Source organism: Bradyrhizobium sp. SZCCHNS3016, assembly GCF_032484535.1.
GTDB lineage: Bacteria > Pseudomonadota > Alphaproteobacteria > Rhizobiales > Xanthobacteraceae > Bradyrhizobium.
Map to the genome: position 1 here is coordinate 74,031 of NZ_JAUETE010000006.1, position 22,307 is coordinate 96,337.

The window sequence follows — 22,307 nt, forward strand, 5'->3', positions numbered from 1 at the left end:
ATCTGGTCCAGCTTGCGCTTCGATCGGCAGCAAAGCCGACCGCGCGGACGACGGCAATCCCCAATGGATCATGCGTGCGGTGTCGCAGCGCTCCACTACTCCGCGGCACTACTCCGCAGCCTGGGCCGCAGCGGGATCAATCACGGGTCTACGCAAGCCCGCCTGCTCCATCAGCGGCAGCACGCGACGGCCGAAGAAGTCGAGGTCCGGCTGAAAATCGTAGAACGACAGTTGCAAGCCATCGACGCCGGCCTTCTTGAGCTGGACGAACTGCTCGACCACCTGCTCCGGCGTGCCGATCACCTCGATGTTGCCGCCGATGGCCCGCCGCTTGGGCGCATCGACGCCGACACGGCCGCGCCAGGCATGGGCGTCGCTGTCGAGCCGGTGGAAGTCGCCGACCGGGTCGGCATGGGCGACGATCGCGTCGTGATAGGCCCAGGTCTCGCGCTCGGTCTCGCGGCAGATCACCATTGGATTGAGCAGCGTGCGCACCTCGCGGCCGATCTCGCGCGCCGCCTGCTTGACCCTCGCCGTATGCGCCGGCAGCGCCAGAATAGCGCTCTCGAAGCTCGAGCCGACCGGGCTGGTGATGAAGACGATGTCGGAATAGCGCGCGGCAAAGGCGATGCCGGCGTCCGAGCCGGTGGCGTTGACCAGCACCGGCCGGCCGTAGCGCGGCTTCGGCGTCACGAAGGCGCCGTTGAGCTTCCAGGACGACTGGCCGGAGAACGAATAGTTCTCGCTCTCGCCCCACAGCCGCTGCAGCACTTCGAGAAACTCGGCGGCGAGCTCGTAGCGGCGATCGTGATCGATGCGACTCCAGCCGAACGCCTCGTGCTCGGCGGCGCGATGACCGGTCACGACGTTGATGCCCCAGCGGCCGTTGGATATGTGGTCGAGCGTGGCGCCATATTTCGCCAGATGCAGCGGATGCCAGGGACCGTAGAGCACGTGGATGGTAGAGATCAGGATGATGCGCCGGGTCAGGCTCGTCAGCGCCGCCGTGGTCATGAAGGAGTCGAGCGCCTCGCCGGTGAACACGCCGCCATAGCCGCCCTTGGGCAGCCATTGCGACAGCGCGAACACCAGATCAAAGCCGAGATTCTCCGCCGCCAGCACCAGGTCGCGGTTGTAGTCGAAATGCCAGGACGTCGTCCGCGGCAAGGTCGAAGCGCTCCAGCCGCCGGCCTGGATCGGCAGGAACAGGCCGAGCAGCAGCGGCTGTTGCAGCGCTTGCGACAGCGGGCTGTCCGGCCGGTCGGCAGGTCCCGGAAAGCCGTCGAGGCCGACCAGGGCTCCCGGCCGGTGGGTGATGATCGTCATGCAGTCCTCTTGTCCTCTGCCTCGGCTGCGCGCACGGCCGCATCGCCAGCCCGGCGAAACACCGTTTCCATCAGCCATTGCTCGTTGGGATATTGCCCGGCCCATTCGTCCCAGCCGGAATGCTTGCGATATTGACCGAGGCGTCCCGAGGCCACCGCCGCGTCCGGCGTGATCGCGACGCGGCGGTCGCAATCGGGCGCGATGTAGATCGCATCCGCGCGGCAATAGAGCTCGCACATGAAGCAGGTCTGGCAATCCTCGACCCGCGCCAGCAGCGGCGGCCCGGATGGCGCGCGTTCCAGCACGTTGGTCGGACAGACCTCGACGCAGGCACCGCAATCCGTGCAGCGATCGGCAACGATGAGCTCGATCATGACGCGGCTTCCAGCGCGATCGAAGCGGCCGGCGCGCGGCGCATGTCGGCTGCGATCTCGACGCGATCGAGCCCGCGGCTCACGAGCCGCACTGCGAGGTCCGGGTCGAGGCCCGGATGATCGATCCGGCGATGCAGGCCCCTGCTCTCGGTACGCCCCAGTGCGGTCGCGACCGACCAGCGCGCCGTTGCGACCAGCGCTGCCGTCTCGCGCGAGCGCAGCGGATCGCCACCCGCATGGTCGGCGATCTCCCGCCACAGCCCGTCGAGCGAGCGCTGCGACGCGGCCAACGTCGATTCCTTGCGGAACAGGTTCTTGTCGAACGGATGCATCTCGGCGCGGACGCCGGCCCTGATCGCGTCGAGATCGAGCGCCCTGCTCCGCAGCCCCGGCCGCAGGCCGGCCTGTCCGAGCGCGGTCAAGGGCGAGGCCTTCGAACCGATGCTGCGCGCCAGCCGCGCGGCCGCCTGTCCGGCGCGGACGCCCGACGACAGCGCCCAGGCCGAATTGATGTTGCCGCCGCCGGAGATCGCACCGGCAACCTTCTCGCGCGACGCGTTGTCGCCCGCGACGAACAGCCCCGGCACCGCAGTACGCCCATCGAGATCGTCGACCCTGACGCCGCCGAGACCGCGGATCGTGCCGTCATTGTGCAGCGTGACCTCGAAGCGATCGCGCCAGGGATCGACGCCCCAGCGGTCGAACACCAGCGGCACGTTCGGCGAGATCGTGTGCAACCGGGCCTTGATGTCGTCGGGCAGAAGATGGAGCGAGCAGAACACCGGTCCAGCAAGCATAGCCTTGGCCAACCCGATCGTCTGCTGCGGCCCGAACGGCAGATCGAGCTCGCGCCCGTCGGCGTCGTAATAAGTCGCGAACGCATAGGCCATGCTGCGCGTCATCGTCGAATGCGCCGGCGCGATCGTGTAGGCCGCGGTGAATTCCATCCCAGAGAGATCGGCGCCGGCCTCCGCCGCCAGCAGATAGCCATCGCCGGTATTGGTGCGCGATCCCAAGAGATGCGACAGGAAGCTGGTGCCGCCGGCAGCGAGCACAGTCGCACCTGCGGCGATCTGGTAAGGCCGCGCCCCATCCTGACGGCGAAGGCCTCGGGCACCGCCGATCGTGCCGTCACTGCGCGCCAGCAGTTCCAGCACTGGCGAATGGTCAAGGATCGTGACGCCATGATCACGCGCAAAGGCACGCAGCGCCCGAATGTATTCGGGACCGCGAACCGCGCGATAGTTGGTCTGCCCGTCATCGTCGATGCCGAACGCGTAGTGGCTCGCGAGCGTTGGCAATGTCCGCCAGGTCTCCGCGATGATCCCATGCATCCATGCGGCTTCGCCGAGACCGAGACCCGCGATGACGCGCTGGCTGACGGCCTGCTCGCGCGCCTGCGGCGGCACCCACCAGTGACCGGGGCCGGCCGCGGCCGTGACGCCGCTGGTGCCGCAATAGCCCTTGTCGACGAGGATCACCCGCGCACCGGCGCGCGCGGCCGAGACCGCAGCCCAGGCACCGGCCATGCCGCCGCCGATGACGAGCACGTCGGCGGTGAGCGATAGTGGATCTGGCCCTGAAGCAGTCACGGCGACACCGGATGTGTCATCCGCAAAGCGCGCGCTCCCGTTCGTTCTGCCGGCGTGGCCTGCCCAACCATGTTCCGAACTCCGCAGCCGTGCGCAAACGACGCACGCGCGCCGTCATGGTCATCCAGTGTGGCGCCGCTGGCAATTTCAGAGTTGCGCGATTTTCAAACGCTCTGTTCTCGCCGCGATCCATGATCGGAGAAGATTTCGGTCGAGTGTTCCAGGCTTTCATCGCCGCCCGGCGCGCCAGCCGGCTGCAAATAATATTTCTATCGCAGCGTCGCTCATGACGACACACTTGCGACAGCAATCTGCATGTTCTTGGAACACCATCGGTCGAAACGCGCCAACAAGTAGAATATTCGTCTTTCCGAATCCGGCCGATGTTTTACGTGCTAGACTACAAATGTAGCACATCGTCCGCGCGCGAGAGAAAAGGCATCTTTGCATGAGCCGTTTTCCAGAACGACACGCGATCATCGTCGGCGGCGGCGCATCCGGCGTCCTTCTGGCCTATCAGCTGCTGCAACGCCCGAAGTCCGATATCCAGGTCACCTTGATCGAGAAGCGTTCGGAGGTCGGTCGCGGGCTGGCCTATCACACCGGCAATGCTGATCACCTGCTCAACGTGCGCGCTGCCAACATGAGTGCGCTGCCCGATGATCCCGACCATTTCTGGCGCTGGCTGTCGACGCACGAGCATGGCCTGCGGCTTTGTCCCGATCCGTTCTGCTTCGTGCCTCGCTGCCTTTATGGCGACTACATCGCCAGCCTGATCGCGCCGTTCCTGGAGACCGACGACGGCGCCCGGCGTCTCAGCATTATCCGTGGCGAATGTACCGCGGTGAGCGAGGGCGCTCACACCGTGACCGTGAGTTTGGCGGATGGGACGCGGCAGGTTGGCGACGTCGCGGTGTTCGCGACCGGGCATGACGCGGCCATCCCGCGCTCGGCCTGGCATGCCGATCCCTGGATCTCGCCGTCCATTCCCGGCTTCAGCCGCGATTCGGCGGTGCTCATTCTCGGCGCCGGCCTGACCATGGCGGACTACGTGCTGTCGCTGCTGCGCGAGGGACATCGCGGCCCGATCCTCGCGATCTCACGCCGCGGCCTGATGGCCAAGGGACATCGGCGTATCACTCCCTGCAAGATCAGCGAGGATGAGGTTCCGTTCGGTGCGCGCGGCAGCGTTCTGCTGCGCTGGTTCCGGCAGCGGATCGCCGCCCACATCGCCGAGGGTGGCGACTGGCGCGGCGTCATCGACGCCGTCAGGCCGTTCAGCCATCGGCTGTGGCAGGACTTGCCGCTGGCGTCCAAGCGCAGCTTCCTGGAGCATGCGCGGGCGTGGTGGGATGTGCATCGGCACCGCATGGCGCCGGAGGTCGAACAGCGCATCGCACAGGCGATCGCGGACGGCCAGCTTCGCGTCGCCGCCGCCAAGCTCGTCAAGATCGATGGTGGGACGCAAGGCGCCCGGGCGCATTATCGCCGGCGCGGCCGCAGCGAGATCGAGACGCTCGAGGTCGGTGCGGTGATCGACTGCACGGGGATCGTCAAGGATCCCCGCGCCACCGCCAATCCTGCGGTCCGCAGCCTGTTCGATCAGGGCCTGGCGCGTTGCGATCCGCTGCGGATCGGCATCGAGGTCACGGCGGATTGCGCCATCGTCGGTGCCGATGGCACGCCGTCACAGCGCCTGTTCGCGATCGGCCCGCTGACTCGCGCCGCCTTCTGGGAGATTATCGCGATCCCGGACATCCGAAGCCAGTGCGCCGATCTGGCGGACCGGCTGTTGCAGGCCCGCCCGATCGTGGTGCCGCCGCGCGATGCGCCGGCATTGGCGGCGGCTCCCGATCACCAGGTCGCGATGTAGGTGCCCTTGAACCGGGTCTCCAGGAACGCCTTGACCGGCTCGGACTGGTAGGCCTCGATCAATTGTTTGACCCAGGGCTTGTCCTTGTCCTCCTCGCGCACTGCGAGGATGTTGACCCAGGGCCCCTCGGCATTTTCACGCGCGATGGCATCCTTGGCGGGATTGAGCCCGGCCTGAACCGCGTAGTTGTTGTTGATCGAGACGAGGTCGACGTCGGCCAGCGCGCGCGGCAGCTGCGCCGCGTCGAGCTCGACGAATTTCAGCTTCTTGGGATTGTCGGTGATGTCGGCGACCGACGAGGCGACGTTGCTCGGATCCTTCAGCTTGATGACGCCGTGCAGCGCCAGGATCATCAACCCGCGCGCGCCGTTCGACGGATCATTGGCGATCGCGACCTTGGCGCCTTCCGGAAGCTCGGCCAGCGTCTTGTATTTCTGCGAATACACGCCCTGCGGCGAGGCGATGGTGGTCGCGACCTTGACGATCTTCCATCCGGTCTTGGAGATCTGGTTCTTCAGATAGGGCTCGTGCTGGAACGAGTTCGCCTCGAGATCCTTCAGCGCCAGCGCCTGGTTCGGAATCACATAGTCGGTGAACTCGACGACCTTGATGTCGAGCCCGCGCTCGGCGGCGACCTTCTTCACGACGTCGATGATTTCGGCATGCGGCCCGGCGGTCACGCCGACGCGAATGGTTTCGGCCTGTGCGGGAAGAATCAACGATACCAGGGCGGCGATGGCAACAAGGGGAAGGCGCATTCAAGTCTCCAACGAAACAACTAAGTCTCGGTGCTCACTAGCGCCGCAACAGCCGGGCCGCAATCGCAGGTGCGAACAAAGCAATGGACGCGCTCTCGAAAGTGATCATCGCGCACAAATGTTCTTTCATCTCAGCCTTTCTGATCGATTCATTCTCTCAATCTGTAGCCCGGATGAGCGAAGCGACATCCGGGGTCACACGAGGCCGTGGAGGAGAACCCGCATGTCGCTGACGCTCATGCGGGCTACGCTCGCTCAGTTGAACAGGTCCGGCTCCTGCGCCGTGATCCAGTCCCACAGCGGCTGGAAGCTGAAATAGCCGCCCTTGTGGGTGCCGACCTGCCCTGCCGTCAGCTTGGCGATCTCGTGCGGAATCGGCTTGGTCGGGCCGGCCGCCTCGGCCAGCAATTGCGTACGCGCGGCATTGTCCATCGCGATGTACCACCACGCGGTCGCCTCGATGGTCGGGCCGACGGTCAGCAGCCCGTGATTCTGCAGGATGGCGGCCTTCTTCGTTCCCAGCACCTGCGCGATCTTCTTGCCCTCCTCGGCATCGAGCACGACGCCGGTGAACGGGTCGAACAGCACGTGGTCGTCGTAGAACGCGCAGGAATCCTGCGTCAGTGGATCGAGCAGCCGGCCGAGCGCGGACCACGCCTTGCCATAGGTCGAATGCGTATGCGCGGCGGCGATCACATGCGGATGCGCCGCATGGATCGCGGAGTGGATGACGAAGCCGGCCTGGTTGATCGGCCTGTCGCCGATCAGGATGTTGCCATCGTGATCGACGAGCTGCAGGTCGGAGACCTTGATCTGGCTGAAATGCGCAGACAGTGGATTGATCCAAAACCGGTCCGGAAACTCGGGATCACGCACGGTCACGTGGCCCGCCAGGCCCTGATCGAAACCATAGCGGGCAAAGAGGCGGAAGGTCGCCGCAAGGCGCTGCTTGCGATGAAGCCGCTCCTCCGCGAACGTGGCGGCGGGCTCGCGCTCGACGAGCGCAAACTTCCTGGGTTTTTCGACGAGCGTATTCATGTCCGTTGACCTCTTGCCTCGAGCGCGCGCGTCCGTCGCGCGGTCAACTCGTTAGGCTGATGGTAGAACGAACCGCGCGAGACGATCTTTTCAAAGATCGAGGCTCACCGGAAATGCCGGCGAGCCCTCGTTTCCCACGTAAACCGAAAACATCTCCGCCGCGCCGTCACAGCGCAATCTCTGCTCAGCGCTGCCGCAGCCGCCGATTGAGCCGGCGCGCGAGATGATCACCGACGGTCTGCACCGTCTGCACCAGCGCGATCAGGACGACCACTACCGCCAGCATCATCTCCGGCATGAAGCGCTGGTAGCCGTAGCGGATGCCGAGATCGCCGAGGCCGCCGCCGCCGACGGCGCCGACCATCGCGGAGTAGCCGAGCAGGCTGACCACCGCGAGCGTCAACGCCAGCACGAGGCCCGGCAAGGCTTCCGGGATCAGCACCTTGAACACGATCTGCAGCGGCGTCGCGCCGAACGAGGACGCGGTCTCGATCAGGCCGCCATCGACCTCGCGGATCGCCGCCTCGACCAGCCGCGCGATGAACGGCGTCGCCGCCACCGTCAGCGGCACGATCGCAGCCCCCGAGCCGATCGACGTGCCGGCGACGAGGCGCGTGAACGGGATGATGGCGACGACCAGGATGATGAAGGGCGTCGAGCGCGTGGCGTTGACGACGACGCCAAGGATCGCGTTGGCCGCGGGCGCTGCGAACAACTCCCCCGCGCGGCTCGTCGCCAGGAAGACGCCGAGCGGCAACCCGAGCGAGGTCGCGACCAACGCCGCGGTCGAGACCATGAACAGGCTCTCGCCGGTGGCCTGGACGATCAGGTTGATGAGCTCAGGAGACATAGCCGAGACGCTCCGCTGCGAAGCGATGCTGTGAGAAATAGGCCAGCGTCTGCCGCGCCGCCGCCTCGCCGCCGGGAATGCCCAGGATCAGCGAGCCGACATGCTGGCCGCCGATCTCATCGATGCGCGCCGACAGCAGCGCGACATCGATCGACAGCTCGCGTGCCAGCCGCGCCACCAGCGTGTCGCCGGCATCCGAGCCGCGCACCTGGACGCGGAGCACCGTCTGTCCGATCGGCACAGGCTCCTGCACGAGCCGGCTCGCCAGCGACACCGGCACGGCATCGCCGAGCACCTCGGCCAGGAACGTCTGCGTGATCGGATGCTTCGGATGGGTGAAGATGTCGGCGACATGGCCGCGCTCGACGACACGGCCGCCATCGATCACGACGACCTCCTTCGCGAGCTGACGGACCACGGACATCTCGTGGGTGATCAGGATGATGGTGACGCCGAGCTCGCGATTGATGTTGGCGAGCAGGTCGAGGATCGCGCGCGTGGTCTGCGGATCGAGCGCCGACGTCGCCTCATCCGACAGCAGCACGTTCGGCCGCGTCGCGAGCGCGCGCGCAATGCCGATGCGCTGCTTCTGCCCGCCGGACAGCTCCGCCGGGTAGCGATCATGCTTGTCGGCGATGTCGACCAGCTCCAGCAGCTCGGCGACCCGCGTCCTGATGTCGGCCTTCGACCAGCCGGCGATCTCGAGCGGGAGTGCGATGTTGTCGGAGGCCGTGCGCGACGACAGCAGGTTGAAGTGCTGGAAGATCATGCCGATCGAACGCTGCGCCAGCCGGAGCGCCTGGCCGCGCAGAGCCGAGATGTCGCGTCCATCAACGACCACCCGTCCCGCCGTCGGCTTCTCCAGCCCGTTGATCAGCCTGACGAGGCTCGACTTGCCGGCGCCGGACCGTCCGATCACACCGGTGATGGAGCCCCGCGCGATCGCGAAGTCGATGTCCTTGAGCGCCTCGACATCCGGCTTGTCGCGATAGGCGGGATAGATCTTCGACAGCCCCTCGAAGCGAACCATCGGCTCGGCGACGAGAGGCGAAGGAAAGAGACCGGTCGGCACGACCGGCTCGGCGATCCCCAGGCTTGGGTGGGCATTCATGGACTGACCTTGGACTGACTTTGGCTTCAGATGCTGCAGCGCACTCGAATTGCGATCACCATCGCCTGCGATCAGTCCAGAGGCAATTTCAGAAAATGCCCCCAAGTTGGACGAAGCTTCTCACGGCGTCACCGTCCGTGAAACGTCATCCTCCTGCTCACGTTCAATCGAAGTGGAACACCAGCATCCGCAATTCGATGCTCTCGCGCGGTGGCGCATCGGCCGGCGTCGTCGGGTCGACGAAGGCGGTATGCGGTCCGAACCGCGTGCGCCCATCGGTCGCCGAATCGTAGCACTTCAGCAGCAGCGCCTCATCGGGCGTCATGTCCGGGAAATAGAACCAGCGATGAGCGGGATTGTACGTGACGGAGTAGATCTCGCCGTTGCGGTTGGGATAGATCAGGTCAGACGCGACCAGATCATCCGGCGCGACCGTGGTCCCGTCGCACATCGCCAGCGGCGTGTCGCGCAACGGCCCGATGATTGGCCGCCACAGGTTGATCACCTGAACCCGCCCGCGCAGCAGGTCCTCCGCCTCGGCGCCGAGATGCTCACGCACCCGGTTGGCACCCGACGTCGCGGTCTGGTCCACATGCACGCGCGTCGCCGGCTGGCGCGGCCCGCCGTCACGGACGTCGGGAGCACCGGCCACACGCTTGCGCAGGGTGTGGTCGAAGATCACGACGCGATCAGCGCGCAAGGTCGCACGAATGAAGGCCTCCGCCGCCGGATAATAGATGCTGCGGATTTCCTTCTCGTTGGTGAAATCACGCACGAATGTGGGGTGTCGCACCAGCGCAAAGCCCTCGCGGTCGAGCGAGAATGATTGCGCGATCGGGCGGCCGTTGAACACCGGCACCTGACGGGGCTCGGGCAGCGCGGTCGATTTCGGCTCGCCCGGCGGCGGGTCGAACGCATAGGTGCGCGGCTTGCCCGCGGTGGGCGCCAGATAGTTCAGCTCGGCGAGAACGAAGGGCAACGCTTCGATCTTTCTCTCGACCAGGCTCATGGATGTCTCCGGGCAGTTTCATGCGATTGCATGTAGCTTGATCGGCGCCGGCGGTCAGAACAAGCCGGCGCCCGAAATAGCAACGCTCCTGCTTTCGCTGCGGCCCGGCGTAGCAAGGAATTGCTCGTCGAACACAGTGCTAGACCGAAGTTTTCTTCTGTGCGTCGCGTCCTGCGCCAGGACATGGCTGGCATGACATCACCGCAGCCAGACTCGGCGCCATCGGGTCCCTTGCATTCGGGTCACGCCGCCCGCGCAGAAAAATTCTTGCTCGATCAGCCTGAAAATCGCGCGACCCATTTTATTGACGGCATGCGGCGTCCTTCTACACTCAGCATCAGAGCACCAACGCGCCCCGCGCCGAACAGACACGATCCGACGCCACCGCATGTCAGCCGCACCTCCGCAGGTCTTCGCCATCGATCTTGGCCGGCGCCCGGCCTTCGTGTTCGCCGCGAATGATCACGACATGGCGCAGAGCCTGGTGCGGTCACCGCGATTGCTCCACGCGATCGACGCTTTCTGCCGGCTGAGGCGTCCTGCCCAGGCCGAACGGCTTGCGCTCCGCGGGGCAACCGACGACGAGGCCGCCGTCTATCGCGACCGCGCCGACGAGCTTGCCGACGGGGCGATCTCCCGCCTTCTGTTGGTTCATATCAGCCCGGACTGACACCGCAGGGAGCGCAGGCCCGTTCGGGCCCGCGCCTGTGCAGCGCGACCGCCCTACTCCGCGGCCTCGCTGAGCCCAAGCCGCGCCCGCGGCACCTCGCCGGTCACCACCGACACACGCTCGCCCCAGCGCTCTTCGGGATAGTAGTCCCACACCGCATGATGCTGGCTCGCCCAATTGTCCCAAACCAGCAGCGAGTTCGGCCGCCACTGCACCCGCGTCTGCAATGCAAGCTGGCCTTCGATGTGACGGAACAGGAGCTGCAGCAGCGCATCGCTCTCGCGCCGGGTTAGCTGCACGATGTGCGAGGTAAAGGACGCATTGACGTACAGGAACTTGCGGCCGGTACGCGGATGAGTCACGACCACCGGATGCTCGGATAGCGGATAGGTCTTGCCGGGATCGGGCTTGGCGCCATAACCCGCGGTCCAGGCCAATGATCCATCATGGATGGCCGTGAGGCCATCCAGCAGCTGCTTGATCGGATCCGACAGGAATTCATAGGCGAGATACATGTTGGCGAAGGCCGTGTCGCCGCCGAGCGGCGGCGTCTTGGTCACACGGAGCAGCGAGACCGCAATCGGGCTGGGATCGCAGGACACGTCCGGATGCCAGCCGTCGCCGGCGGTGAAGCGCGAATTCGCATCGGTCTTCCACGACAGGAATTCCGGATCGAACGGCCCGTCGTGCCGGAAGCGGGTCGCGGCCAGCTCGTGCCGGTGCAGCGACTTGCCGAAGCGGCGCGCAAAGCGCTTGTGGTCGTCTTTCGAGATCTCCTGCTCGCGGAACACGATCGCAAGATTCTCATCGAGCGCGCGGTGGATTTCCGCGAACTGCTCGTCCAGCAGATCCTTGGTGAGATCGACGCCGCCGATCTCGGCGCCGACCGTCGGACTGAGCTGCCGCACCTCGATCGTGCGATACGGTTCGCGCCGGGCGCCATTCCAGGCCTGGATGGCCAGCTTGTCGTTGAAGTCCCTGTAGAAGCTCATGACTTATCTTTCTCGAAAGTTGCGATGTGGGAGATCAAATGACCGCGCGGCGCAGGCGTCCGCCGCCGGCCGTGACGAGCGCACGGGCCGCGCGTTCGGCCTCGCGCGCCGAGGCAAAGTGCTGTCCCTCCAGGCTGTCGAATGCGCGTTCGGATGAGAAGAAGCTGAAGCCGCGCTCGTCGGCCGTGACGATGCCGGCGGTGCGGTTGAGGACCTCGATGATGTAGGCTTTGGACATGGCTGATCGTTCGCCGCCTGCGTGCGGCACTCCTGTCTGATCTGCAGATGGGTGAAGGCGTTGAAGTCGGCTGCGGCGATCAGCAACAGGCCCCGGTCGCCGCAGAGAAACAGCGGCCGGCAAGGCGCTTGCGCACCAGGCGATCGGCTGCGGTTCGGGTTCTCATCTGACGTTCCGTGGTTGAGCGATGACGACGGGGAATATCGGCGCGAGGCGCTATGCGGTCAATGAAATGGAACTTCAAAGATTGCAAACCAGCGCATCGTTTATTTCAGAACGACACATCTCGACGCAAATAGTCGCTCGCTTATCCGGAAGCTGGGATTGAGACGGACTTGCAGATGACGCGGCGTGGGACATCGTACGACAAAAGCTTTCTCCACGTTTCAAACAGCAGGCATGGCTCGGGGATCTCGCGGCCGCATGCGCCCGAGCTTTGCATTCGTTCGACCTCTCCTCTCGAAGAAGAGGCGCAGGGAAGACCGGGTATCGGCTGATACCCGCGGTCCGCGTGCAGCAAATAAGCACGCGGCAGAACCACAGGTTCAGCCCAATATCCGGCCTTCCCTGCGCGACGGTTTGACGGGTTATAGGCGCTCTCCCCGGGGATCGGCTGTCTTGCCCCCGTCGCCCGCGGATCATCATCACCGCCGGCTTGGCATCAGCACCGCGATGCCAGGACCACACCACTTCGCCGTCGCATCGCTCCGTTCGTCGGCACGGGCTGTGACACCCGGCTGCAGAACAACGCGCCCGTCGCATCTCCGGCTCGACGCTCGTGACGATCGCGAAACGTCCCTCTTCAGCGAGCCGGGATGCGCGGAAATGTGAGGGTGATTTGCCCGACGTGGCAAGGGATGAATGCGCGACAAACTGGCACGACGGGCAGTTGGCGCATGCGCGGCGTGCGGGGATTGCCCGTCGGGCAGATGACACACGACTTCAGAAATCGACGGTTCGTGTCAGAGACGGATTGCGCAGGGGCACATCATCCGCTGCAAGCGGGGCGAACATCAACAGCCGTCTGTAGCCGGCACGTGGCACAACGTTGGAGCCATCTGCGCTGCGTTACGACCAAACCTACTCAATCGGCACAGCTGAGTAGCCAAAGAGTTTGGTGCACTGTCCCGCAATCCCGTGGTTATACGGGGCTAACGCTCCCATGGGCCGCAAGACATACAAACGAGATTCGGCAGAATCTGCTATCAATAAGCTACTGATAAACAACAGCTATTTGTGTATGCCCCAGCCGCTCACTTGCTGGGTCACCACACGGTTTTCGTCCAGCCTGGTCGCATATTTCGAGAATATTCACGGAATAAATGTCGTCGCCTGTTGACTTACGGCCCAAGAAACCTATTTTTTTGGGGTAGTTTCTGCGAATATTTGGAGAAGATATCATGGATGCTGCTGTGGAGCGTGGCGGTCCGACCAGCAAGCGGGAGAAGTTCCGGGAATTGGCCCAGGCACGCACAAACAAGGCCATCGAAGCCATTCTGCGGATCGGGAATTTGTCCAACCGACAGATCTATGATTTTGAGGAAGCTGAGGTGCGCAAAGTCATCCGTGCTTTGAAAGACGCCGTCGCAAGCGTGGAGGCCCGATTTGAATCTCCGCGCGGCAAGACCGGCGGCGGCTTCAAGCTCTGAGAGGATGACATGACCACGAGCGCTGTTGCCGCACTGCAAGTTGTCGACGAAGATTTTCTCATCGCCAGCCTCATCGAGCGCTGTCCCAAATCGATGATGATTCGCGAACTGATGATGAACGCGCTCGAAGCTGCGCAACATGCGCCAGTGGGAAGTCGCGTAGTAGAGATCAGCGCCATGCCTATGGATGGTGTCGACAAGCTGGTGATTTGGAATACAGGCCCGGGTATGGATGACCTTGAGTTGCTCAAGATTTGCAACATTGCGTCGTCTCTCGGCAAAGAAAAAAGTCTGACCGGAAATTTCGGTATGGGCGCAAAAGTCGCGTCGCTGCCGTCCAATCAGCGCGGAATGCGTTACCGTTCATGCAAGAACGGCCGCGTGCATGAAGTGATTCTTTGCAAACGCGACGGTGTATATGGGCGCCTGCGGCGCTACGACTCTGAGACAGATACATACGTTGAAGTCGTGGATGTCACCGACATCGCGGAGCAGAATGGCCGCACGCTAAGCGTCGACTGGACTGAAGTAATGCTGCTTGGCAACGATCCCGAGCAAGATACCGTGCGGGACCCATATAACGGCGATCCAGAACAGGACGCGCAATGGTTGGCAACGTACTTGTATCATCGCTTTTATGGGCTTCCGGAGGGCGTCAGGGTTACCCTACTAAAGGGCACGAATAAGCTGGACGGAAACCGCCAGTTTGAACCGATTCCAGCGCGGTTAAGACACTTTGAGCGACATGAAACGGTTTCGCTCCCCGATGGTATGAAGATTCACTATCTGTATGACGCACAATATAACGGCACCGGCCATAACAAATCGATTAGTGGCGCAATAGCGTCAGCGGTTAGCACCTGCGGGGTTGTTTACAAGAACGAATTGTACGACTTGTCGAAAGGACGGCAGTGGACGTTTGAAGCTCCAGTGTTTGGGGTCCCCTTTGGGGCGAAATACATCTCGATTCACATTGAGCTACCTAACAACTTCCCGGTGGTCCCTGAAGCGTATCGCCAATTTCTGCAGTACACGGGTGGGGAGCAGCTCCGACTTCAGTCGAAAGACTTCGAAGAACTAGTGCGTGAGAACAGGCCAGAGTGGCTCATTGAGCTAATCCATTCATTTGCACCCGATAGCCGGACCAGTGACGAAATACGGGACGAGTTGCAGCGGTTGCTGAATCAACTACGCGTCCGTCGTGTTAGCCCCAAAGCAGCTGCGCAAGGTGAAACAGGCGTTACCCCAGGTGCCGGTCCCGCAAGCGAACGCGGGCAGGACGCGACAGGTGGGGGCCGTGCGACAGAATCGGTGTCTACGCCACGGTCCAAGCCGACCGATCTATCGGTCATGCCCGCCGGAGCAAAGCGGGCCGAGATGTTTAAGAACCTAGAACGCGCCCCGGAGATTATCCCCCTACTGACGGATGAGGATATCGACGAAAAAGGTCTGAAGGGGCGCGCGGCACGCTACGTCATGGAAGCCGGACAGTTGTTCGTTAACATGAAATATCCGGCGATCAATGAAATGCGTCTCCAGTTGGAAGCTGAATACGCTGGAGCTAACGACCCAGAACTGATGCGTTCTCTGGCGCAACAACACGCTCAAGACTCGATGGTTCTCCGTGTCGGGCGTACCGTGGTCTATGCTTTGGCGAAGCAACTCAATAAGGAATGGGATCAGAAGGCGCTTGAAGCCGCTTCATCTCCAGAAAGTCTCAGCATGGCGGCAGACAATTTTGCCGATGCGATGCAAAACATCCGCCGCGCCATCGGAAAAGCGCTGCGCGTTTCACGGGTGGAGGTCGATGCGGCATAGACGCCAAGGCGAAACGGCAAACAGGCGGAGGCGCACATACGGGCTGCTCAGAGCTGCCTTCAAAAGAAGAACTCGGCCAGCTATGTGATATTGCTGGGAAGCGGAGAACCACACGATTTCGCCGTCGCATCGCTCTGTTCGTCGGCGCGGCTGTCACATCCGGCTGCAGAGCAACACGCCCATCGCTTCCCAAGTGATGAGTTTGCGACAAACTGGCACGACGGGCAGCTGGTCAGTTGGACGACGAACGTTCGTCCGTGAACGCCCCGCTTCTTTCCTCATCGTCACGGCCATCCACGTCGTCTCTATCACGAAGAAGGATGCGGATACCCCGCTATTCGTCGCTGGCCTCACGCTGAACGTGTCAGGGAGGGCCATCTGGACAGCGGGCGAAGCTCATCAGTTTTGTGCATTCTCACCGCAGAGAAATTAAGGCGCGCTCACCCCATAAACCTCGTTACTTTTGCGCGAAAAGGCGAACCGCCTTGACAACCTCAACGACAGCCTCGGCGAACACGCGGTAGGGCACAATCTTACGGATTGCTGGCACGCCAAGCGCCATAAGCGAAACAATCCCTTTGCCGATCTGGAGATCATGCTCGCTATGGTCGGGGTTCTCATAATGAGCACGATCAACCCGGTTAATTCCGAGGTCGCCGATCAGCATGACCACTGGAATGCCTGCAGCTTCCGCAATCTGGAGTTCAATGCCAAGCCCTGTGGAGGGGAAGCTTGCTTCGGCAACGACCAAATCCGCCTCCTCCACCATTCGCCTGTCCCAAGCATAACAGAGTGCAGCGCGATCGCCCTCGGGTTTGGATGCGAGTTGTGGATCGCTATTAACCAAAGCGTATTGAACCAAGTCAATACCTTCAGTAGCGCGAAGTTGAGACGCCATTTCGTGAATGTAGCCGACATAGTCCGGAAAAATATCTCGGGGAACGTGGGTCAGACCGCACGCAATGTAGACATTCATTTTTTGTCTCAGACCGGAGTTCTGACGTTAGGAATCATGATTTGATGTCCTGTCATTTCGCAAGCAATCTCATCGAGAAATTGTGGAGCTGCCATCGCCACAAACTCGCTCAGCAACCAGTTCTTTTGACCGTCAAGGAAAGAGCGCAGTTCTGATGGCTTGTATCGACAGATTTCGCTGAGGCGATGCATCGCGGAAAGAGTCAATGTAAGCGGGCTACGACGGATCTCATAAGAACCTGAAGTCTTCAGATACCAAAGAGTATGTGAGCCATTTATGTAATGAAAAACCCGTCTAAGCTCAGAGTTTAACCTTTGCAAAGATTCCAATTCCGCATCAGTCGGCCGGCTCGCGGTGGTCCATTGGATCGAACTGACCGACTGAACACTAGGACTTCCATCCATTGCGGGCTCCACTTCCGTCGGCAAACTTGTCTTATAGGAATTCCAGTCCACACCTTCGACGATCTCAGCTAAAAGTCTGACATTCCCCGATATAGAATCTCGACAGAAAGCGAGATTTTTCAGAGGAAGAAACCTCTCTTTTCTCTTTGGGTAGCTGAGACAATAGGTCCGATGAATATATATAAGATTATACAGAACGTCTTCGAGGCTATGGTTGCGTCGCGTCTCCGGTTCATTGAAATAGCCGGCTAACGCAGGGACGATGCCATTTGGCCTAATCCCAATCCCTTCATTACTGAGAACGACTTTGCTGTTGGGCCCTCGCATTCGGTGTGGGCCGACACCATGACGTGGATCGAAAGTTATACCCTTGGCCGACAGCAAAGCTTTCGCCGCATTCATGAAGCAATAGTAAAGAACGAGCGGCGCCGATTCGATCGGAAGGCCCTGTGCAGCTCGATGAAAGTCTCTTGACTGCCGCCAATAGTGAAGGGCCTCTTCCTTGCGTTCACGGCGCAGCCAAAGGTCAACGTAGTTGAACGGATCCAGCGTCAGGACCGTCTTCATACTAAAATTAGAATTGTTCACCGCCTTAGTCAGGCCGAGCGCTTTCGTACCGATCCCAATATGCTCGATTGACAAATAGGGGGCCCCTTTAGCGGATGCTACATGAACTCCACGGTTGCGCCGTCAGGATATCATCTATCATGGCAAACAGCGCAACCTTTCTTATCATTGCAGGGGCCCTACTCCCACTCAATCGTCCCCGGCGGCTTGCTCGTTACGTCATACACCACCCGGTTCACGCCCTTCACCTCGTTGATGATGCGCGTGGCAACCGCGCCCAAAAACTTCATATCGAACGGATAGAAGTCCGCCGTCATGCCGTCGGTGGAGGTGACGGCGCGCAGGCCGACGACGTAGTCGTAGGTGCGGCCGTCGCCCATGACGCCGACGGTCTTGACGGGGAGCAGCACGGCGAAGGCCTGCCAGATGGTGTCGTAGAGGCCGGCTTTGCGGATCTCGTCGATGTAGATGGCGTCGGCCTTGCGGAGGATGTCGAGCTTGTCGACCGTGATCTCGCCGGGGCAGCGGATGGCCAGCCCGGGGCCCGGGAACGGGTGGCGGCCGACGAAGACGTCGGGCAGGCCGAGCTCGCGGCCGAGCACGCGGACCTCGTCCTTGAACAGCTCGCGCAGGGGCTCGACCAGCTTCATGTTCATGCGCGCCGGAAGGCCGCCGACATTGTGGTGCGACTTGATCGTCACCGAGGGGCCGCCGGTGAAGGAGACGCTCTCGATCACGTCGGGATAGAGCGTGCCCTGCGCCAGGAAATCGGCACCGCCGATCTTCTTGGCCTCGGCCTCGAACACGTCGATGAAGAGGCGTCCGATGGTCTTGCGCTTCGCTTCCGGGTCCGTGACCCCTGCGAGCTCGCCGAGGAAGAGCTTTGACGCGTCCACATGCACCAGCGGGATGTTGTAGTGGTGCCGGAACAGGTCGACGACGGTCTCGGCCTCGTTGAGCCTGAGCAGGCCGTGATCGACGAACACGCAGGTGAGCTGGTCGCCGATCGCTTCGTGGATCAGCACCGCCGCGACGGCGGAATCGACGCCGCCGGAGAGGCCGCAGATGACCTTGCCCTTGCCGACTTGCGCGCGGATCTTCTTGATCTCTTCGGCGCGGAAGGCGTGCATGGTCCAGTCGCCGCCGAGGCCGGCGATGTTGCGGACGAAGTTGCGGATCAGTTTGGCGCCGTCGGGCGTGTGCACCACCTCGGGGTGGAACATCAGGCCGTAATACTTGCGCGCTTCGTCCTGGATCACGGCGAAGGGCGCGTTCGGCGAGACGCCGGCGACCGAGAAGCCCGGCGGCATCTGCGTGATGCGGTCGCCATGGCTCATCCACACCTGGTGCTGCTCGCCCGTCTGCCAGACGCCGTCGAACAGGCGGCTGTTGGTCTTGACCTCGACGTCGGCGCGGCCGAACTCACGGTGGTGGCCGCCCTCGACGGTGCCGCCGAGCTGGGCGGCCATCGTCATCTGGCCGTAGCAGATGCCCATCACGGGCACGCCGCTATCGAAGATCAGTTGCGGGGCGCGCGGGGAGCCTTCCTCATGGACCGATTCCGGGCCGCCGGAGAGGATCACGGCCTTTGGGTTCATCTGCCGGAAGGCGGCCTCCGCCTTCTGGAACGGCACGATCTCGCAATACACGCCGTCCTCGCGCACCCGGCGCGCGATCAGCTGCGTGACCTGGCTGCCGAAATCGACGATCAGGATCTTGTCGTGGAGCGCGGCCACGGAGGTGTCGGCGGCGGCGCTGGCGGGGGTGTTGGGCTGGGCTGTCATGGCAAGGAATTACGCCGACAGCACGAGTCCCGCAACCCTTGGAGCGGCCTTCAAAGGCAGTGATTCCCAGCGAATGAGGATGCGCCTGCCCATGGGTGGCAGCGCCGTTGCGCAGGGCGCGGTCTGCTCCCCTCCCCCCGCGCGAAGCGAAGCTTCGCTAGGCGGGGAGGGGTTGGGGGTGGTGGGGGTCTCCGGTTGACACTCTTTGCTGGGTACCCCCCTCCCCACCCCTCCCCCACAAGGGGGGAGGGAGCGCAGCGCGCGTGGGACGACGCGCTCGGCTCGAACGTGGATCACGTTGGACGGCGCAGCCGCGGGGCCACGATGGCCCTGCCCGTCATTGCGAGCGAATCGAAGCAATCCAGGGTGGCGGGCGGGACTCTGGATTGCTTCGCTCGCAATGACGGCGGAGAAGGCTATGCCTTCTTCAGCACCGACACGAAGAACCCGTCCGTACCCGTCCGGCGCGGGGTCATCAGCCAGCCCTCCGGCGTCTTCAGCGCGGCCTCGGCGAAGGCCTCGGCCTTGTCCCAGAGGACGGTGGCGATTTGCTCCGGGGGCTGAACCGCGAACTCCGGATGCCGCTCCACGAACGCTCTCACCTGGTCGCCATTCTCCGGCTGCAGCACCGAGCAGGTGATGTAGGCGATGCGGCCGCCGGGCTTGACCAGGGCGGCGGCGCGGTCGAGCACCTCGGCCTGGTCCTTCAGGCGGATCTCGAGCGCGCCGGGGCGCATGCGCCATTTGGCGTCGGGGTTGCGGCGCCAGGTCCCCGTGCCCGTGCAGGGGGCATCGATGACGACGAGATCGGCCGAGGCCTTGATGTCGGCGAGCGGGTCGGCGTCGCCCTTCGGGCTGCGCACATCGGCATTGTGGACCCCGGCGCGCGACAGCCGCTCGTGGATGGGCGCAAGCTGGCGCTTGTCGTGGTCGGTGGCGATCAGGCGACCCTTGCCGCCCATCATCGCCGCCAAAGCGAGCGTCTTGCCGCCGGCGCCGGCGCAGAGATCGATCACCTGCTCGCCGGGCTTGGCGGCGGTGAACAGCGCCGCGAGCTGCGAGCCCTCGTCCTGGACCTCAATGGCGCCCTTGATGAAATCCTCCTCGGCATGGATTCCGGGATTGCGGGCGTCGGCACCGAGCGTGATGCGCAGGCCGATCGGCGACCACGGCGTCGGCACGGCGCCGAGATGCTTGAGCGAGGCCTGCACCTTGTCGCGCTTGGCCTTGAGCGTATTGACGCGCAGGTCGAGCGGCGCGCGGCTGGCCATCGCCATGGCCTCGGCGACGCGGTCGTCGCCGAACACGGCGGCGAGATACGGGTCGAGCCAGTCGGGATAGTCGCCGGCGACCGGCGGCGGCGCGCCGTCGGTGGTGCGCGAGGCCAGCGCCCGCTCCTCCTGCGCGTTCAAGGGCGGCGGGGCGAAGCGGCTGCCGTCGCACATCGCACCGATGGTCGCGACATCGAGGCCGCGCTCGAGCTTGAGCATGCCGAGCACGCGGGCGCGCGCAGTGTCGTCCTCCATCACATAGGCGCTGGAGGCGCGGCGGCGGAGCACGTCCCACACGAGCCCGGCAATGGCGGCGCGGTCGCCGGAGCCGGCGAAGCGGTGGCTGGTGCCCCAGTCCTTCAGGGCCTTGGCCGCCGGCGCCCTGTTGGCCTCGATGGTTTCGATGATGTCGATGGCGGCGGACAGCCGGGCGGCGGGGGTCATTCAGGGTCCAGTTCTAGATCAGGAGCAGTATCTTGAGGGCGAAATACAGCCACATCGCCAGCAGCACCAGCGCCGAGGCGGTCCAGGCGAGCTCGCTTCTGTCCTTGGTGCCGCTGACGAGACCGGCATTGACGAAGCGGGTCACCACGAACACCCAGGACAGCAGCACGATGACCAGATCGGCGTGCCGCAGCGGCAGCGCAATGGCGATCAGGGCATAGAACAGGGTCGGCAGGCCGAATTCGTCGGCGGCGTCAGTGGCTTGCGCCCGCGTCTTGTTCCAGAACAGCAGCGCGAAAGTGAGCCCGACCTCGACGAAGACGGGCAGCAGCACCATGGTCAGCGACATGAGAATCCCCCTGGAAGTCGAAGGCCCGGCATGATGCCGGGCCGTCATGATTGAACCGGTTCCCAAGGGACTCCCGACAAGCCCCCGTGGTTCCCGTTTTTCTGCGACTGGGCCGAACTTTCACATCAGGAGTGGCTCAGGCCTTGTCCGGCCCGACCCGCACCAGCTGCTTGCCGAAATTGGCACCTTTCAGCAGGCCCATGAACGCGGACGGCGCGTTCTCCAGGCCCTCGGTGACGAACTCCTTGTACTTGACCTTGCCGTCGCGGACCCAGGCCGACATGTCCTTGAGGAAGTCGCCGTGGCGGGACGCGAAGTCGGAAACGATGAAGCCGCGGATGGTGAGCCGCTTGGTCAGCACGTTGCGCATCAGGGCGCCGGCCCATTTCGGGGCGACCGACTGGGTGTCGTTGTAATGGGCGATCAGGCCGCAGACCGGCATGCGGGCGAAGGCGTTGAACAGCGGGAACACCGCCTCGAACACCGGGCCGCCGACATTCTCGAAATAGACGTCGATGCCTTTCGGGCAGGCTTCCTTGAGCTTGGCGGCGAGATCGGGATCGCGATGGTCGAGGCAGTCGTCGAAGCCGAACTCGTTCTTCACGTAGTCGCATTTGTCCTTGCCGCCGGCGATGCCGATGGCCCGGGCGCCCTTGATCTTCGCGATCTGCCCGACCGCCGAGCCGACCGCGCCGGAGGCCGCGGCGACCACGACGGTCTCGCCCGGCTTGGGCTGGCCGATGTCGAGCAGGCCGGTGTAGGCCGTCATGCCGGGCATGCCGAGCACGCCGACGGCGGTCGAGATCGGCGCCAGCGCCGGGTCGACCTTGGCGAGGCCCTTGCCGTCGGAGATCGCGTGCGTCTGCCAGCCGGCGCGCGCCAGCACGATGTCGCCGGCTTTGAAGCCCGGATTGTTCGAGGCCACCACCTCGCACACGGTGCCCGCCTCCATGACGCCGCCGACCGGCACCGGCTGGGCATAGGACGGCCCGTCGCTCATGCGCCCGCGCATGTACGGATCGAGCGACAGCCAGATCGTGCGCAGCAGCACTTCGCCAGCACCGGGCGTCGGGACGGCGTGCTCCTCGAGGCGGAAGTCTGACGGCTTGGGCTCGCCGACGGGACGGGCGGCGAGAACGATGCGCTTGGCTTGGGACATGGTGTTTCCTCTTTTGTTGGTTCTATAGGCCGGCTGCTATCGAGGCCTGATGGTT

General features: G+C 63.5%; 20 protein-coding genes. 4 read left to right on the top strand and 16 right to left on the bottom strand.

Annotated elements, in window-relative coordinates:
* Positions 1 to 108 precede the first annotated feature (108 nt).
* The 3 genes from QW881_RS13655 to QW881_RS13665 are packed head-to-tail and all read right to left on the bottom strand — an operon-like array spanning position 109 to position 3,292.
* The gene (locus tag QW881_RS13655; RefSeq protein WP_315757882.1) at positions 109 to 1,326 is read right to left on the bottom strand and encodes an LLM class flavin-dependent oxidoreductase; all 1,218 of its coding nucleotides are present in this window, start codon (positions 1,324 to 1,326) and stop codon (positions 109 to 111) included.
* The gene (locus tag QW881_RS13660) at positions 1,323 to 1,700 is read right to left on the bottom strand and encodes a ferredoxin family protein (RefSeq protein ID WP_315757883.1); all 378 of its coding nucleotides are present in this window, start codon (positions 1,698 to 1,700) and stop codon (positions 1,323 to 1,325) included. The genes QW881_RS13655 and QW881_RS13660 overlap by 4 nt, the downstream gene beginning before the upstream one ends.
* Positions 1,697 to 3,292, bottom strand: a complete 1,596-nt coding sequence (locus tag QW881_RS13665; RefSeq protein ID WP_315757884.1) for an FAD-binding protein — start codon at positions 3,290 to 3,292, stop codon at positions 1,697 to 1,699. Before QW881_RS13665 ends, QW881_RS13660 begins: the two co-directional genes overlap by 4 nt.
* Positions 3,293 to 3,740: 448 nt before the next feature.
* Here QW881_RS13665 and QW881_RS13670 point away from each other — a divergent pair, with 448 nt between their 5' ends.
* Positions 3,741 to 5,165, top strand: coding sequence for an FAD/NAD(P)-binding protein (locus tag QW881_RS13670; protein ID WP_315757885.1), 1,425 nt, complete (start codon positions 3,741 to 3,743; stop codon positions 5,163 to 5,165).
* On the opposite strand, the gene QW881_RS13675 is transcribed toward QW881_RS13670, so the two are convergent.
* The 5 genes from QW881_RS13675 to QW881_RS13695 form a co-directional block, all read right to left on the bottom strand.
* Positions 5,147 to 5,923, bottom strand: a complete 777-nt coding sequence (locus tag QW881_RS13675; RefSeq protein ID WP_315757886.1) for a MetQ/NlpA family ABC transporter substrate-binding protein — start codon at positions 5,921 to 5,923, stop codon at positions 5,147 to 5,149. The two genes, QW881_RS13670 and QW881_RS13675, sit on opposite strands and share 19 nt — an antisense overlap.
* 255 nt (positions 5,924 to 6,178) lie before the next feature.
* Entirely contained in the window at positions 6,179 to 6,961 is a 783-nt protein-coding gene (locus QW881_RS13680) for a class II aldolase/adducin family protein (protein WP_315757887.1), read from the bottom strand.
* Between the two features lie 184 nt (positions 6,962 to 7,145).
* Complete coding sequence (locus QW881_RS13685) at positions 7,146 to 7,811, bottom strand: methionine ABC transporter permease (RefSeq protein WP_316158428.1); 666 nt, start codon at positions 7,809 to 7,811, stop codon at positions 7,146 to 7,148.
* A complete protein-coding gene (locus QW881_RS13690; RefSeq protein ID WP_316158429.1) occupies positions 7,801 to 8,922 on the bottom strand; it encodes a methionine ABC transporter ATP-binding protein in 1,122 nt (373 codons plus the stop codon). Before QW881_RS13690 ends, QW881_RS13685 begins: the two co-directional genes overlap by 11 nt.
* A gap of 163 nt (positions 8,923 to 9,085) precedes the next feature.
* Positions 9,086 to 9,931, bottom strand: coding sequence for a CmcJ/NvfI family oxidoreductase (locus QW881_RS13695; protein WP_316158430.1), 846 nt, complete (start codon positions 9,929 to 9,931; stop codon positions 9,086 to 9,088).
* Positions 9,932 to 10,319: 388 nt separating this feature from the next.
* Between QW881_RS13695 and QW881_RS13700 the strand changes: the two genes are divergently transcribed.
* Positions 10,320 to 10,601 carry a hypothetical protein gene (locus QW881_RS13700; RefSeq protein WP_316158431.1) on the top strand — a complete coding sequence of 94 codons (282 nt, stop codon included), beginning with the start codon at positions 10,320 to 10,322 and terminating at the stop codon, positions 10,599 to 10,601.
* 53 nt (positions 10,602 to 10,654) lie between these two features.
* On the opposite strand, the gene QW881_RS13705 is transcribed toward QW881_RS13700, so the two are convergent.
* Together QW881_RS13705 and QW881_RS13710 are read right to left on the bottom strand one after the other, a co-directional pair.
* Entirely contained in the window at positions 10,655 to 11,593 is a 939-nt protein-coding gene (locus tag QW881_RS13705; RefSeq protein WP_316158432.1) for a TauD/TfdA family dioxygenase, read from the bottom strand.
* A 34-nt stretch (positions 11,594 to 11,627) separates the two neighbouring features.
* The gene (locus QW881_RS13710) at positions 11,628 to 11,831 is read right to left on the bottom strand and encodes a hypothetical protein (protein WP_316158433.1); all 204 of its coding nucleotides are present in this window, start codon (positions 11,829 to 11,831) and stop codon (positions 11,628 to 11,630) included.
* A 1,400-nt stretch (positions 11,832 to 13,231) separates the two neighbouring features.
* On the opposite strand from QW881_RS13710, the gene QW881_RS13715 reads away from it, so the two are divergent.
* Positions 13,232 to 13,480, top strand: coding sequence for a hypothetical protein (locus tag QW881_RS13715; RefSeq protein ID WP_316158434.1), 249 nt, complete (start codon positions 13,232 to 13,234; stop codon positions 13,478 to 13,480).
* A gap of 9 nt (positions 13,481 to 13,489) precedes the next feature.
* Positions 13,490 to 15,298, top strand: a complete 1,809-nt coding sequence (locus QW881_RS13720) for an ATP-binding protein (RefSeq protein WP_316158435.1) — start codon at positions 13,490 to 13,492, stop codon at positions 15,296 to 15,298.
* A 457-nt stretch (positions 15,299 to 15,755) separates the two neighbouring features.
* Here QW881_RS13720 and QW881_RS13725 read toward each other — a convergent pair whose 3' ends face one another.
* From QW881_RS13725 to QW881_RS13750, 6 genes are all read right to left on the bottom strand, one after another.
* Positions 15,756 to 16,274 (bottom strand): hypothetical protein, encoded by a 519-nt coding sequence (locus tag QW881_RS13725; protein WP_316158436.1) that lies wholly within the window; start codon positions 16,272 to 16,274, stop codon positions 15,756 to 15,758.
* An 8-nt stretch (positions 16,275 to 16,282) separates the two neighbouring features.
* A complete protein-coding gene (locus tag QW881_RS13730) occupies positions 16,283 to 17,320 on the bottom strand; it encodes a YaaC family protein (RefSeq protein WP_316158437.1) in 1,038 nt (345 codons plus the stop codon).
* 104 nt (positions 17,321 to 17,424) lie between these two features.
* The gene (guaA, locus tag QW881_RS13735) at positions 17,425 to 19,029 is read right to left on the bottom strand and encodes a glutamine-hydrolyzing GMP synthase (RefSeq protein WP_316158438.1); all 1,605 of its coding nucleotides are present in this window, start codon (positions 19,027 to 19,029) and stop codon (positions 17,425 to 17,427) included.
* A 416-nt stretch (positions 19,030 to 19,445) separates the two neighbouring features.
* Positions 19,446 to 20,744 (bottom strand): RsmB/NOP family class I SAM-dependent RNA methyltransferase, encoded by a 1,299-nt coding sequence (locus QW881_RS13740; protein WP_316158439.1) that lies wholly within the window; start codon positions 20,742 to 20,744, stop codon positions 19,446 to 19,448.
* Between the two features lie 13 nt (positions 20,745 to 20,757).
* Complete coding sequence (locus QW881_RS13745; protein WP_316158440.1) at positions 20,758 to 21,093, bottom strand: hypothetical protein; 336 nt, start codon at positions 21,091 to 21,093, stop codon at positions 20,758 to 20,760.
* A 136-nt stretch (positions 21,094 to 21,229) separates the two neighbouring features.
* On the bottom strand, positions 21,230 to 22,252 hold the full coding sequence (locus QW881_RS13750; protein ID WP_315757899.1) for an NADP-dependent oxidoreductase: 1,023 nt from the start codon (positions 22,250 to 22,252) through the stop codon (positions 21,230 to 21,232).
* Between the last annotated feature and the right edge of the window lie 55 nt (positions 22,253 to 22,307).

Coding starts and splice junctions, on each gene's coding strand:
- QW881_RS13655 (WP_315757882.1), bottom strand. CDS start 1,326: ATGACGATCATCACCCACCGGCCGGGAGCCCTGGTCGGCCTCGACGGC.
- QW881_RS13660 (WP_315757883.1), bottom strand. CDS start 1,700: ATGATCGAGCTCATCGTTGCCGATCGCTGCACGGATTGCGGTGCCTGC.
- QW881_RS13670 (WP_315757885.1), top strand. CDS start 3,741: ATGAGCCGTTTTCCAGAACGACACGCGATCATCGTCGGCGGCGGCGCA.
- QW881_RS13675 (WP_315757886.1), bottom strand. CDS start 5,923: ATGCGCCTTCCCCTTGTTGCCATCGCCGCCCTGGTATCGTTGATTCTT.
- QW881_RS13680 (WP_315757887.1), bottom strand. CDS start 6,961: ATGAATACGCTCGTCGAAAAACCCAGGAAGTTTGCGCTCGTCGAGCGC.
- QW881_RS13685 (WP_316158428.1), bottom strand. CDS start 7,811: ATGTCTCCTGAGCTCATCAACCTGATCGTCCAGGCCACCGGCGAGAGC.
- QW881_RS13690 (WP_316158429.1), bottom strand. CDS start 8,922: ATGAATGCCCACCCAAGCCTGGGGATCGCCGAGCCGGTCGTGCCGACC.
- QW881_RS13695 (WP_316158430.1), bottom strand. CDS start 9,931: ATGAGCCTGGTCGAGAGAAAGATCGAAGCGTTGCCCTTCGTTCTCGCC.
- QW881_RS13700 (WP_316158431.1), top strand. CDS start 10,320: ATGTCAGCCGCACCTCCGCAGGTCTTCGCCATCGATCTTGGCCGGCGC.
- QW881_RS13705 (WP_316158432.1), bottom strand. CDS start 11,593: ATGAGCTTCTACAGGGACTTCAACGACAAGCTGGCCATCCAGGCCTGG.
- QW881_RS13710 (WP_316158433.1), bottom strand. CDS start 11,831: ATGTCCAAAGCCTACATCATCGAGGTCCTCAACCGCACCGCCGGCATC.
- QW881_RS13715 (WP_316158434.1), top strand. CDS start 13,232: ATGGATGCTGCTGTGGAGCGTGGCGGTCCGACCAGCAAGCGGGAGAAG.
- QW881_RS13720 (WP_316158435.1), top strand. CDS start 13,490: ATGACCACGAGCGCTGTTGCCGCACTGCAAGTTGTCGACGAAGATTTT.
- QW881_RS13725 (WP_316158436.1), bottom strand. CDS start 16,274: ATGAATGTCTACATTGCGTGCGGTCTGACCCACGTTCCCCGAGATATT.
- guaA (WP_316158438.1), bottom strand. CDS start 19,029: ATGACAGCCCAGCCCAACACCCCCGCCAGCGCCGCCGCCGACACCTCC.
- QW881_RS13740 (WP_316158439.1), bottom strand. CDS start 20,744: ATGACCCCCGCCGCCCGGCTGTCCGCCGCCATCGACATCATCGAAACC.
- QW881_RS13745 (WP_316158440.1), bottom strand. CDS start 21,093: ATGTCGCTGACCATGGTGCTGCTGCCCGTCTTCGTCGAGGTCGGGCTC.
- QW881_RS13750 (WP_315757899.1), bottom strand. CDS start 22,252: ATGTCCCAAGCCAAGCGCATCGTTCTCGCCGCCCGTCCCGTCGGCGAG.